Source organism: Paraburkholderia sediminicola (genome assembly GCF_046030555.1).
In the GTDB taxonomy this organism is placed as follows: domain Bacteria; phylum Pseudomonadota; class Gammaproteobacteria; order Burkholderiales; family Burkholderiaceae; genus Paraburkholderia; species Paraburkholderia sediminicola_E.
On sequence record NZ_JAQQCH010000002.1, the window covers coordinates 228,357 to 240,320 of the forward strand.

Annotated in this window: 12 protein-coding genes; 7 read left to right on the plus strand and 5 right to left on the minus strand. The window is 57.9% G+C overall.

Features of this window, described 5'->3' with window-relative positions:
- The first annotated feature begins 142 nt into the window (after positions 1 to 142).
- A complete protein-coding gene (locus PQQ52_RS04245) occupies positions 143 to 610 on the plus strand; it encodes a hypothetical protein (RefSeq protein ID WP_408207162.1) in 468 nt (155 codons plus the stop codon).
- Positions 611 to 960: 350 nt separating this feature from the next.
- Positions 961 to 1,359, plus strand: coding sequence for a VOC family protein (locus PQQ52_RS04250; protein ID WP_408207164.1), 399 nt, complete (start codon positions 961 to 963; stop codon positions 1,357 to 1,359).
- Positions 1,360 to 1,655: 296 nt separating this feature from the next.
- Here PQQ52_RS04250 and PQQ52_RS04255 read toward each other — a convergent pair whose 3' ends face one another.
- Positions 1,656 to 2,357, minus strand: a complete 702-nt coding sequence (locus PQQ52_RS04255) for a phosphatase PAP2 family protein (protein WP_408207166.1) — start codon at positions 2,355 to 2,357, stop codon at positions 1,656 to 1,658.
- A 404-nt stretch (positions 2,358 to 2,761) separates the two neighbouring features.
- Positions 2,762 to 3,691 carry an N-acetyl-gamma-glutamyl-phosphate reductase gene (gene argC, locus PQQ52_RS04260; protein ID WP_408207720.1) on the minus strand — a complete coding sequence of 310 codons (930 nt, stop codon included), beginning with the start codon at positions 3,689 to 3,691 and terminating at the stop codon, positions 2,762 to 2,764.
- A 128-nt stretch (positions 3,692 to 3,819) separates the two neighbouring features.
- Here argC and PQQ52_RS04265 point away from each other — a divergent pair, with 128 nt between their 5' ends.
- Complete coding sequence (locus PQQ52_RS04265) at positions 3,820 to 4,704, plus strand: LysR family transcriptional regulator (RefSeq protein ID WP_408207167.1); 885 nt, start codon at positions 3,820 to 3,822, stop codon at positions 4,702 to 4,704.
- 165 nt (positions 4,705 to 4,869) lie between these two features.
- On the opposite strand, the gene PQQ52_RS04270 is transcribed toward PQQ52_RS04265, so the two are convergent.
- Together PQQ52_RS04270 and PQQ52_RS04275 are read right to left on the minus strand one after the other, a co-directional pair.
- Positions 4,870 to 6,060: an SGNH/GDSL hydrolase family protein gene (locus tag PQQ52_RS04270; protein WP_408207169.1), complete on the minus strand. Its 1,191-nt coding sequence runs from the start codon at positions 6,058 to 6,060 to the stop codon at positions 4,870 to 4,872.
- A 137-nt stretch (positions 6,061 to 6,197) separates the two neighbouring features.
- Positions 6,198 to 6,605, minus strand: coding sequence for a PPC domain-containing DNA-binding protein (locus PQQ52_RS04275; protein WP_408207171.1), 408 nt, complete (start codon positions 6,603 to 6,605; stop codon positions 6,198 to 6,200).
- 403 nt (positions 6,606 to 7,008) lie between these two features.
- Here PQQ52_RS04275 and PQQ52_RS04280 point away from each other — a divergent pair, with 403 nt between their 5' ends.
- The 4 genes from PQQ52_RS04280 (at position 7,009) to PQQ52_RS04295 (ending at position 10,978) form a co-directional block, all read left to right on the plus strand.
- On the plus strand, positions 7,009 to 7,443 hold the full coding sequence (locus PQQ52_RS04280) for a hypothetical protein (protein ID WP_408207173.1): 435 nt from the start codon (positions 7,009 to 7,011) through the stop codon (positions 7,441 to 7,443).
- Positions 7,394 to 8,335 (plus strand): MHYT domain-containing protein, encoded by a 942-nt coding sequence (locus PQQ52_RS04285; RefSeq protein ID WP_408207175.1) that lies wholly within the window; start codon positions 7,394 to 7,396, stop codon positions 8,333 to 8,335. The genes PQQ52_RS04280 and PQQ52_RS04285 overlap by 50 nt, the downstream gene beginning before the upstream one ends.
- Positions 8,336 to 8,453: 118 nt before the next feature.
- Positions 8,454 to 8,924 (plus strand): GNAT family N-acetyltransferase, encoded by a 471-nt coding sequence (locus PQQ52_RS04290; RefSeq protein WP_408207177.1) that lies wholly within the window; start codon positions 8,454 to 8,456, stop codon positions 8,922 to 8,924.
- Between the two features lie 302 nt (positions 8,925 to 9,226).
- Positions 9,227 to 10,978 (plus strand): IlvD/Edd family dehydratase, encoded by a 1,752-nt coding sequence (locus tag PQQ52_RS04295; protein ID WP_408207179.1) that lies wholly within the window; start codon positions 9,227 to 9,229, stop codon positions 10,976 to 10,978.
- On the opposite strand, the gene PQQ52_RS04300 is transcribed toward PQQ52_RS04295, so the two are convergent.
- The gene (locus PQQ52_RS04300; protein ID WP_408207181.1) at positions 10,975 to 11,883 is read right to left on the minus strand and encodes a LysR family transcriptional regulator; all 909 of its coding nucleotides are present in this window, start codon (positions 11,881 to 11,883) and stop codon (positions 10,975 to 10,977) included. The genes PQQ52_RS04295 and PQQ52_RS04300 overlap by 4 nt on opposite strands.
- Positions 11,884 to 11,964 lie beyond the last annotated feature (81 nt).

Genomic DNA, 11,964 nt, shown 5'->3' on the forward strand with positions numbered 1-11,964 from the left:
TGGCAGATTCGATCCTACGCGCTGGACTTGAAACTGGAAGCAGTTCAGTCCATATTTATGGACGTTACGGTTTAATGTGGTTCATTGATTTTTTCAGAATGACGGCTCATGTAAATTAATCTCAATAGAAGGCGCCATAATAATGAAAAATATTCTCGGAATCAATTTAATCGTTCTAAAAAGTGCCCCTGTTTTTGCAAAAATTGCAATCGTGATTTACTGGTTTGCCGCTTTGCAGTATCTCTACGCTACGATGGGTGGAATTTTTCCACATAAAATTATAAGAGAGCCAGTTTCCACGCCGGCCATTCCAGTCGCCGCAATAATCGGGATTGGGTTAATATTATACGCATTCGGTGCTCTGAAATTATTTTTGGCTTTTAAATTATCGGCACGCAAAAATTGGGCAAGAATTGCGGTGGTGATTGTGTCGACTCTGCTGGCCGTATTTCTTATACAAGGGGTAATAATTACGGTGATTATTGGACCACTCCCATTTTTCGCTCTATTGAAAGGTACCTATGGGCTTTTTGCCGAAGTAGTGGCTGCTTTGCTGTTGTTGCTACCTAAAAGCAGGGGCTGGTTCGTACCAAAGAGAGTGAGCGCTTGATGGTCTGTGAAAGTTATATTAATTATCAATAATAGATTGTACGGCCTGCAATTTGGAGAACCAGTCGGTCTATCAAATTTTGCCCGCGGCGCAGCAACAAAAAAGAGGCCGCCGAAGCGGGCTCTCTGCACTTCAGAATAGGCTCACATACCGCGCTGCATCATCGCCCAGTCAAGCTGCGATCTAATGTTCGTAGTGCGGCCGCTCGCGTCGTCACGAATGGCATACTGGGTCGCAAGATCGGACGGATCTAAATTGAGCCACGTGTCGAGCACGCTTGAACTCCTCAAGGCTGCTTGCAGCAACGACTGAATTTAGACGTTAAATCAATCCCATCATCGAGGTGCTTCGTGACAACAGCCAGACCCTTTTTCATGTTTCAAGATGGCGATGCGCAGGCTGCATTGGATTTGTATTTCTCTACATTTCCCGATTCATGCATGGTGCGGGACGAGCGCTATGCTCAGGGCGAGCCGGGTCCCGTGGGCACGATTAAGGTCGCGGTATTCACAATTTGTGGACGAGAGTTCATGTGCTCCGACAGCCCGGTCAAGCACCCATTCTCGTTTACGCCAGCGAGTTCTACTTTCGTGGAATTCGATACGAAAACAGAACTGGAGCGTGTATTTGGCATCTTGTCCGAGGGAGGTCAGGTTTTGATGCCATTGGACAATTACGGATTTAGCCAGCAATTCGGCTGGGTCAGCGATCGGTTTGGGGTGTCCTGGCAGTTGAATCTTGTGGCCTGACGATTCATTCAATCGGCCCTTGATGGCTGAGATGGGGCAGGCAGATGCCGCCATTCGGAACGTTAGCGGCCTATCGATACGGCGAGTTAGGACAGGTCTATCCGATCATTCGTGGCAGTGTCCCGCTGCTCGTTACGCTCGGCGGGGCCTTGATAGCCCAACAACATCCCACAATTCCGCAGGCCATAGGCGTCACGCTCGTTGCCGTCGGAATCATGAGCCTTTCCTTGGGGAAAGGCCGAGCGCCAACCGCATCGATCCTTTCAGTTATACCCCGTCGTCAATGTTCATAGCCGCTACGAATGCCCGACGACCTTTGAAACAGATTGCGCGAGGATCCGGACTTCATCCAGTTGGGTTACCAACTCGAAACACAGCACGAATGCCATCGCGTAACCGAGCCCCGGTCTTTTGTTGATCCATCGCAGGACGGGGGCAGCAAGAGGCCTTCTGACGAAATCACGTGTCATCACATAGGTGACCACAACGCCGATCAGCGCTCCCGCGATGACGTCGGTCGGATAGTGCAAACCGAGATAAACCCGCGGCGCGCATATGAAGATCGCCGTGTAGAGAATCGCGGGTATCCCTACGCGGCATGAGACGAGAAAAATTCCAGTGGCGACCGACATCCACATCATCGCGTGGTCGCTCGGAAAAGAACTCCAGAATCGCAGCTCATGCTCCCCCTCGGGCACGGGAAAGTGAAGGTGCAAATCCGGGTTATAGATCGGGCGCACGCGAAATGGCAGGTAATGCGCAAGAAGTCTCCCTAGCACGAGTGCCATAAGGCCGCTCGCAACGGTCGCGATGACGACCTCGCGATCCCAATCGCCGCGCTGCGGGGGTTTAAACCATATCCAACACAATATGGGGATAAACACCAGGCCCTTGAACGTGTAGAAGCCGGCGATGGCCCTTATCGTCTTGGTCACCAATCCAGCGCTAGAAGCGTGGTGGGTCAGGAAAGTTAGAATTGTTAGATCGAATCCGTTCATTGCGGATCTCCTCGACGTAGTCGCTCGCAGGGTGTGGAGAAAAAACGCCCGGTGCCTCGAATTTCATGCTGCCCGCGTGCGCCCATCATCCTCCTGAATCACGCTGTCGGTCGTCGCTCATCGCGACCTCAACACCGCCTGATTTTTCGCGCCAGCGCTTCGAGTGGGTACCGGTCCTTCGTTTTTTCGCGGCAGTCAGGATCCTCCTGCCGTTGTCTTAGTGGTCCCGAGGATCTGAGTGCTGATGGTAACGCCACACGCCAAAAATTGACTTATGAGTGTCGTATTTTGTGTGTTGTAGCGCACGCATATGAAACGCACTGCTTACGTTTCTGTAATGCGTGAGTTTCGAGTTTTTGGTCGGCGTATGGATGCGGCCGAACGTTAGCTCGAGCCATCGGCCACTATTGTTGCGTGAGCATCAGGTTCAGGTTCTGAACCGCCGCGCCGGATGCGCCTTTGCCAAGATTATCGAAAACCGCGGACAGCAGGACGTGCCCGTGTTCCACGTTAGGAAATACGCTTAAGCGCATGTCGTTCGTACCGTTCAGCACTTGCGGATCCAGGTGCTTCAAGACGCGCGATTCGTGCAGTGGCAAGACACGTACGTGAGCCGCCTCGGCATAGTGGTGTGCGAGGCACGCGTGCAACGTGGCGCCATCCACGTCGGGTGCCAGCAGCCGCAACTCCAACGGCACCGTCAGCACGATGCCCTGGCGGAACGCACCATACGCAGGCACGAAGATGGGACGCTGCGCGAGCCCGGCATGCTGCTGGATCTCCGGGGTGTGCTTGTGCGCGAGTTCCAGACCGTATACCTGGTATGAAGGCGCGTTGACGGCACCCTGCCCCTCATGCTCCTCCACGCCGGCACGCCCGCGTCCGGAGTAGCCGGACACCGCATGAATGCTGATAGGGTAGTTGCCTGGTATGAGCCCAGCCTGCAACAGGGGGCGCAGCAAGCCAATTGCACCGGTCGGATAGCAACCGGGATTGGTGACCCGACGTGCGTTCGCAATGCGCTCAGCCTGTCCCAGCGTCATTTCCGGAAAGCCGTATGTCCAGTCCGGCTGCGTGCGGTGGGCGGAACTTGCATCGATTACTCTGACGGCAGGATTAACAATGGCGTCTACTGCCTCGCGCGCGGCGGCATCGGGCAAACAGAGGATGGCGATGTCGCAGGCGTTGATGGCTTCTGCGCGACGCTTTGCATCCTTGCGTTCCGCCGCGGGAAGTGCGACCAGTTTCAGATCGGTCCGGTCGCGAAGCCGTTCGTGAATTTGCAACCCGGTGGTGCCTTGGTCGCCGTCGATGAAAACAAGGGGAGAGCTCATGCGCGGAATGCTCCGGTGACTGGGTAATAACAAGTAGAACGAGCCTGCTATCTTCCGCGTACCGCTAGAATAGGGAAAGTCGAATTTCATGACCTTAACATTCAGTTTTTCTGAATCTGGACGCCGACATGCGAGAGATCAGCCTGGACCGTTTGCGCACTCTGGTCGCCATTGCCGACCGTGGCTCATTTGCTGACGCGGCACGTGCATTGAACCTGGCGCCACCAACGGTCAGCCTCCACATCGCTGAACTCGAAGACCGCATTGGAGCTCCACTCCTGTCACGGAAGCGCGGGCATGTCAGGCCGTCGGCGATAGGAGACGTGCTGGTGGAGCGCGCGCGCCGACTGCTGGCCGATGCGGAGCAGGCGTTAGACGATATTCAACGGCAGGTGCAGGGGCTCGAAGGGCGCGCGCGGCTCGGTGCGTCGACTGGCGTGATCGCGCACCTGTTGCCGCAAGCGCTTGAGGTGTTGCGCCAGGATCATCCCGCTATCGACATTCAGGTTGCTGTACTCACTTCACATGAAACCTTGTCCCGACTGGCGGATGGAACGCTGGATGTTGGGCTGGTCGCACTGCCTCAGCCGCCGGTGGCCGGACTCGTGATAAAGCCTTGGCGCCGCGACCCCGTGATGGCCTTTGTGCCGGCGCATTGGCGGTGTCCGGCCCGCATCACGCCTGAATGGCTCGCCGCCCAACCTCTCATTCTCAATGACGCGACCACGCGTCTCTCGCGTCTGACTGCGGAGTGGTTCGCGACTGGGGGGCACTATCCTGTGCCGCGCATTCAGCTCAACTACAACGACGCGATCAAGAGTCTGGTTGCGGCAGGTTACGGCGCAGCGCTGTTGCCCCATGAGGCCACTACGCCTTTACCCGACACGCGCATTGTCATGCGTCCGCTGCGCCCGGCGTTGTGGCGTCGGCTCGGCATTGCACATCGTGCGGGGTATGTTGAGCGTTCCACGCAACACGTACTCGATGTGTTGTGGGGTCTGCGATTGGCGTAGGCGAACCGGCGACGGATTTGTAGTCGAGCAAGTTGAAGAAGGGTTGGTACCGCGGGTGAGACAAAACAATGTCCGGGACGGGGCGCGTCCTGGGTCTCCGCGAGACTACACAATGGCGGGGAACATCTCGTTGCGGCTTCGTGCCCGAAGCCGATTGATCGAATCTCAGCGTGTTGGGCAATCAATGGTAAGAAGACCTTCACTGCCGAACGCGAGGCCAGCGAATCGTTCTCCAATGCGACGATGCGCAGGCCCATCCGGGTGGAGTTGGTCAGGAAGCGGCAGATCGGCGAAATCCTGTGCACCGTAGAGTTCGAGTCCATCGAGATAGCGCAAATGTGGGTCATTCGCCGCGCGCTCCTGCACGATGCGTCGCAGCTCATCCCGGATGACGGTCAGCGTCAGTTTCCCGGCTTTGCGTTCGGCCGGATCACCCGTTGCCCGAAACGAAATCTTTCCTGCGGCCAGCGCGCTCATATCGAACGCCCCTGGACCCGGCGTATCTTCATGAATCGGGCAATAGAGCGGCGAGATGACCAGTAGCGGTGCGGTTGGATGACCGTCCCGGATGGTGTCGAGAAAGCCATGTACCGCTGGCGTAAAAGCGCGCAGCCGCATCAGATCAGTGTTGACGAGGTTGATGCCGATTTTGAGGCTGATTACGTCGGCAGATGTGTCGCGCATCGTTCGAGCGGTGAAGGGGTCGAGTAGAGCGCTGCCGCCAAATCCAAGATTGATCAGTTCCACGCCGCCGAGGGACGCGGCGAGAGCGGGCCAGATCGAGGTAGGGCTGTCTCCATTGGAGCCATGGCTGATGGAGCTGCCGTGATGCAGCCAGACTTTTCGACCGTCGCCGGCCACGGGCTCGATACGGGCGTTGGAGCGCAGGGCGACAAGCTCGGTGATTTCGTTGTGCGGCAGCCAGATTTCGACTTTCTTGTCGTGGCCGGGCAGATCGGTGAATCGTACGGTGCCAAGCGGTCCTGACTGTTTCGAAGCCGTGCCGGCGGCCATGTCGATTGTCACGGTATCTCCACCGGCTGCGCTACTCTGGCGGACGAGGCGGCTGTCGATTAGCAGGTCATATACACCGGCCGGCCGAGGCGGGATACCCGTATAGACGTAACGCGTCGGCAGGATATCGATTTCGATGTCTGTCGCCTGAGTGCGAAACACCAGGCGTACTCCAGAGGGCTGCGACTCGGCCATCGCCAACTGAGGATCCGTGCATTGGGCGCGCGCTCGAGCCGGCAGGCGGTGCGGCATGATTCCTCGCGCGGTTTGCTCAAGTTCGACGGCGCCACGCAAGATATCCTGACCGATGGGTGTGGCAGCCAAGGTGTCCTGGTCGTTCATGATGTGATTGAGAGCAAGTTCAGAGCGTGCAATTTTACCCACCCATGGAGGCGAGATCGAGGCATGGTCCGACGAGGTGGAAACCGTGTTCGCTGTGCGCCTGCCACGTTGCCAATAGCGTTCGCGATACGTTGAGCTTACTCGCTGGATGGCTCATTTCGTATCACCAGTTCCATGAACCCTGAATTGAAGTCGCGCTCCCGGGAGAAGCGATGTTCGGGAAGAAGCGCCAGCAATATCTCCGCGGTTGTCCGGACCGTGCAACCGCGTCCCACATGACCACCGAATACGCGACCGCGCGGATCAGCAACCGACATGTGCAGATGCGCTCCATCAAACGATATGGACCCCGCGAGCGTCAGGATTTCCAGATCGTCGCGCAGCTCCGTTGAATCTTCGTCTCCGGCAAATCGCAATTGGGCAACGCTGAGGCTTCCAATGCCCTGGAGCACGAAGGCTGCCTGCACCTTGACTTGACGCAGTACGTCTTCGAGGGCGACACGCAGATCGTCGCCGGGAAAGAGGCGTAAGGGATGGGCTTGCATCGCGTGGTTCCTGGTGGGGGGGCCTGGTGACAGGTTAAGGTGGATTGAGCTTGGTGACAATTACGCGTCAGCTTTTGCGCATAACTGCTGATATGTATTTTTACGAGGTCTCAATAGCTGAGGTTTCGTATTAACCGCAAAAAATCTGTGACCGGTTGAGCGCAAGGCAAGGCGGCCTACGGAATTATCTTGACAATCCACTTTCCCATAAACTACATTTTCGCGACAATTTGCAGTTAAAACTAAACGAAAATAAAAGCGCCCGAGGTGTGCAATGCACATAAAAATAATCCTGCTGGTGTGTGGAACTGGGCTTACATCGATTGGAGCGACCACATGCTTCGCCGGCTCGCCTCCGGCAGACGAGGACTCGCGGCGCTCAGAAAGTGCCAGTACTCAGGCGTTGAGCCGGATTCCCGGTAGATCTCCATCCGCCAATCCAGAATATTTCAAGGTAAGCACCTCGCTTGACGAAAACGCCGCTCAGCTGATTGGGCCGGATGCAAACAAAAATCTTATTCGCGATGATATCGATGAGTACATCGATAAAACATATCCAGATCCCCAGCAACACGCCGCGATGGTTCAATTCGCGCGGGCATATGCGCAGCTACTCATTAATGGAGGCACGGTAGCTGGCACCAAGGCGGCAACTGCCGGAGTTGTTCGCGCCGTCCAATGTGGCATTGAGGTTTTTGGCGAAGCAAATATAGCCAAACAAAAAGCGATACTTGCGATGATGCTCAATAGTGAAGAGCGATTTAAAGCTTACGCAGTCGCAACGCACAATGAGGAAGGTCAAGTTTTCCTGCGGTTTCAGGGGGAGCCCTGCCTGTAAAAACGGGAGTCCGCGTACTATTTATTCTTCTCTTGAGAATTGTTTTTCTGGATCATCAAAAACTCAAGAGCCCCCCGAAAATCCATGTGACGCTCGACCTATGCAAAGCAACTACAACCTGGGGTTAGTCGCCATTTCCTTTATCGTTGCGACGCTTGGGTCCTTCACGGCGATCGATCTCGCAGACCGGCTTTCCATACTGGCGTACGCGCGCGCCCGACCCCTATGGCTGGCGGCCGGCGCATTGGCGATGGGCGTCGGCATCTGGTCAATGCACTTCATCGGGATGCTCTCGTTCTCGCTGAGCATCCCGATTGGCTACGATCTCGCGCTAACCTGTTATTCGCTCGTTATCGCCGTACTCGTCTCCTGGTTTGCGTTGCATATCGTCACGCGGGGACGTCTCAAACTGATCCATTTATTCGCGGGTGGAGTCCTGATGGGTTTGGGTATCGCCGGCATGCATTACATGGGGATGGCGGCGATGTTGATGAACCCGGCAATTCGCTACGAGCCAACACGCTTTGCCGGGTCAATTCTTATTGCAATTGCGGCTTCCACCGCAGCGCTGTGGGTCGCGAACACACTCCGCGGAGCGGATCAGAATCTTGTGATGCCCAAGCGCATTGGCGCGGCCTGTGTCATGGGCATTGCCATCGCAGGTATGCATTACACCGGCATGGCCGCGGCGAATTTCCCCGCTGGATCGGTTTGTGGCGCAGCGAACGGCATTAAGCCTCAATGGCTCGCTGCCGCGGTCATTCCGTTTGCGTTCGCGATTCTCATCGTGACGCTGCTTCTTTCCCGCCTCGATGCCAGAGTCGCATTCCTCGCCAGGTCGGTCGCCCGGCTCAATGATCAGATCGACCGCGTGCGAGGTCCGATACTTTGACCGGTTTGCCCAATCGTAGAATGGCGACGGAACGGACTGACGATGGATCAATTTCAACCTTCCGCCAAGCCGCATTCGCGACGCCGGCTAATCGTGTACCGGAGCGAGGGAGGGGGGAATGAGCGACCGAATCGAAATCAAACCTGTCACGATCGCGGAGGTGCTGCCCCTTCGCGATCGACTTCTTCGCGCAAGCTTACCGGCAGGAGGCAGCGAGCTTCGCTCGGACAGGAATGCGGACACGCTTCATCTCGGCGCCATCTTTGGTGACGAGCTCGTCGGCATAAGCACCATCGCACGGGAAGCTCCGCCGAACGATCAAAGCAAAGACGTATGGCGGCTTTGCGGGATGGCGGTCAGCGCTAACTGGCGCAGTCACGGCGTTGGCTCCGCTCTCGCCGCGGCATGCATCGACTATGCGAAGCTTGCCGCCGGACGTATGGTTTGGTGCAGTGCTCGTGAGAGCGCGTTTGGTTTTTACCGAAGTATCGGCTTCGATCTCATCGGCGAGTTATATAACCGCGCCGACATAACCGGCGAGCGCTATGCTCGCATGGCACGTTACCTATCCAACGACTCAGAAAGCTGAGGGCGATTCGCCCCACGGCTGTGCCGCGTGCCGTGCGTGACAACGCTTTTTGTGCGACCGGCGTTCTCACCTTTTCTTCTTGTTCGCCTACTGTTCCTCATGGATCTGCATAGGCGAGAAGGCGTTGCGCCGCCTTCGCCGGATAGAAATTTTTTTGTTGTTTGAAGATATCAAAAACGGGTTTTTTTGTTGTCCCGAATTTTCCATAATGAATGTGAACGCTGTCCCGCAGAGCACGTGCGCAACATCGCTTCCCGCACTTGCCATGGCCCTTTTTCATTCATCTTATGCCGGGTTTCTCCATGTCCAAGATCAAACCAGAAGATTCGCTCGCCGCACCGGCCACCGGGGTCCGTAAAGGTCTCACCAACTATGGTGATAGCGGCTTTTCCCTGTTCTTGCGCAAAGCTTTCATCAAGGGAGCGGGCTATACCGACGAAGCATTGGATCGACCGGTAGTCGGCATTTCCAACACCGGCAGCGCCTATAACCCGTGCCACGGCAACGCGCCGCAATTGATCGAGGCAGTCAAGCGCGGCGTGATGCTGGCGGGTGGCTTGCCGATGGATTTCCCGACCATTTCCATCCATGAGAGTTTTTCGCAGCCGACCAGCATGTACCTGCGCAACCTGATGTCGATGGATACCGAGGAGATGATCCGCGCTCAACCGATGGACGCGGTCGTGCTGATCGGCGGCTGCGACAAGACCGTGCCGGCGCAGTTGATGGGCGCTGCATCGGCGAATATTCCCGCCATTCAGCTGATTACAGGCTCCATGCTGACCGGCTCGCACCGCGGCGAGCGCGTGGGTGCATGCACCGATTGCCGCCGCTATTGGGGCAAATTCCGCGCCGACGAGATCGATAGCGCGGAAATTGCCGCCGTGAACAACCAGTTGGTGGCGAGCGTCGGCACCTGTTCGGTAATGGGCACCGCCAGCACCATGGCGTGCGTGGCCGAAGCACTGGGGATGACAGTGCCGGGCGGCGCGTCGCCGCCGGCTGTGACGGCCGATCGTATCCGTATCGCCGAGGAGACTGGCGCTCAGGCGGTGCAGATGGCACGCAGCGGCCTGACCATCGACAAGATCCTGACCGCCGACGCATTCGAGAACGCCATCCGCGTGTTACTTGCGATTGGCGGCTCGACCAACGGCATCGTGCACCTGACCGCGATTGCGGGGCGCATGGGACTGGATGTCGATCTGAAGGCACTGGACCGCATGGGTCGCGAAACGCCGGTGTTGCTGGATCTGAAACCGTCCGGCCAGCATTACATGGAAGACTTCCACCACGCCGGCGGCATGGCGGCGTTGCTGCGCGAACTCAAGCCGCTGCTCAAGCTCGACGCGATGACGGTCACCGGGCGCACCTTGGGCGAGGAAATCGACCTGGCCGGTCCCGGCTTCGAGCAGGACGTGGTGCGCACCATCGCCAACCCGATCTATCCGCAAGGCGGCATTGCCGTCTTGCAGGGCAACCTCGCACCCGGTGGCGCGATCATCAAGCAATCCGCCGCCGATGCCAGACTCATGCAGCACGAGGGACGCGCTGTGGTGTTCGAGAACGGTCAGGACATGGCCGAGCGCATCGACTCGGACGACCTCGACGTCACGGCCGACGATATTCTGGTACTGAAAAACATTGGTCCGAAAGGCGCGCCAGGGATGCCTGAGGCCGGTTATATTCCGATTCCGAAAAAACTGGCGCGCGCCGGCGTCAAAGACATTGTGCGTATTTCCGACGGGCGCATGAGTGGCACGGCCTTCGGCACTATCGTGTTGCACGTGACGCCTGAGGCGGCCGTCGGCGGCCCGCTAGCCTACGTTCAAAACGGCGACCGTATCCGGCTCAGCGTCGCTGCCCGCGAAATCACGCTGCTTGTGTCGGACTCCGAACTGGCACGCCGCGCAGCCGCCACGCCCGTAAACATGCCGACAGCGGAGCGCGGTTATCGGAAACTGTTCCTCGACACGGTGCTGCAGGCCGACAAGGGCGTCGATTTCGATTTCTTGCGCGCCGCCAGCATTCACGGCACGACGCCGAAGGGCTAACGGTCCCGCGCCGTACCGCGAGACACAGACTGAGCGGTTCCGAAAATCGCCTGTGCCTCCTGGAAAAAATCGCGAGCGAGGGCTGCGTGCGGCCCGTTGCTGGCCCAGATCAAGCCGCTGCGTCGCACTGGCGCGCGGCCCGGCAACGGCAGCCGCGCCAGCGACATACCACTCGACCAGAGCGATACCCAGTCCGGCAGCAGCGATACGCCGATGCCCTGGTCGACCAGCGCGGCAATCGCCAGCAGGCCATCGATCTCAAGCCGCTGATGGGGATGGATCTGATGGTCGCGCAGATAGCGATCGGCCAACTGACCGCCCAGCACGGAGCGTTCGTAGCGAATGAACGGCTCGTTGCGCAGCACCTCGTGCGCGTCGCGACCGGCCATCGCGGCCGGCGCCACGACCACCAGCGGTTCATCCAGAAAGGGGCGCCATTCGCAGGTCTTGCGAATGGCGAACTGCGGCTCGACTACTACCGCCGCGTCAAGCTCGCCGCTGCCTACCTTGCGGCATAGCTCGACGGATGCGCCCGGGGTAATGAATAAAGCCAACTCCGGGTAGCGCGCATAGAGGTTCTTGAGCACCGGCGGCAGGACGTTGGTGAGGGCGGAAACGAAGGCGCCGAGCCGCAACTCGCCGACACGCGCGCCGTCGCTCGCGATAACACGCAAATTACGCTCGTCGCGCAACAGCGCGCGCGCCGGTTCGAGAATCTTGAGGCCGGCTTCTGTCGCCTTGACCACCCGACCCGCACGCTTGAGAAGCTGCATGTCGAGGTCCACTTCCAGCGCATGCACGCGCGCGGCCAGCGCGGCCGCCGTCACGTCGAGGCGGCGCGCCGCTTCCGCTAGCGAGCCGCAATCGACGGCGGCCACAAAGCTTTCCAGGTAGTCGGTATTCATCGTTTTAGCTTAACTGATGAAGATTCCTCAAACAAAAAATATTTTATGGTCTAAACGCACCGGAAGGTGGTTCTTCTAATG

Coding starts and splice junctions, on each gene's coding strand:
- PQQ52_RS04265 (WP_408207167.1), top strand. CDS start 3,820: ATGCGAGAGATCAGCCTGGACCGTTTGCGCACTCTGGTCGCCATTGCC.
- PQQ52_RS04295 (WP_408207179.1), top strand. CDS start 9,227: ATGTCCAAGATCAAACCAGAAGATTCGCTCGCCGCACCGGCCACCGGG.
- PQQ52_RS04285 (WP_408207175.1), top strand. CDS start 7,394: ATGAGGAAGGTCAAGTTTTCCTGCGGTTTCAGGGGGAGCCCTGCCTGT.
- argC (WP_408207720.1), bottom strand. CDS start 3,691: ATGAGCTCTCCCCTTGTTTTCATCGACGGCGACCAAGGCACCACCGGG.
- PQQ52_RS04270 (WP_408207169.1), bottom strand. CDS start 6,060: ATGAACGACCAGGACACCTTGGCTGCCACACCCATCGGTCAGGATATC.
- PQQ52_RS04245 (WP_408207162.1), top strand. CDS start 143: ATGAAAAATATTCTCGGAATCAATTTAATCGTTCTAAAAAGTGCCCCT.
- PQQ52_RS04255 (WP_408207166.1), bottom strand. CDS start 2,357: ATGAACGGATTCGATCTAACAATTCTAACTTTCCTGACCCACCACGCT.
- PQQ52_RS04275 (WP_408207171.1), bottom strand. CDS start 6,605: ATGCAAGCCCATCCCTTACGCCTCTTTCCCGGCGACGATCTGCGTGTC.
- PQQ52_RS04290 (WP_408207177.1), top strand. CDS start 8,454: ATGAGCGACCGAATCGAAATCAAACCTGTCACGATCGCGGAGGTGCTG.
- PQQ52_RS04300 (WP_408207181.1), bottom strand. CDS start 11,883: ATGAATACCGACTACCTGGAAAGCTTTGTGGCCGCCGTCGATTGCGGC.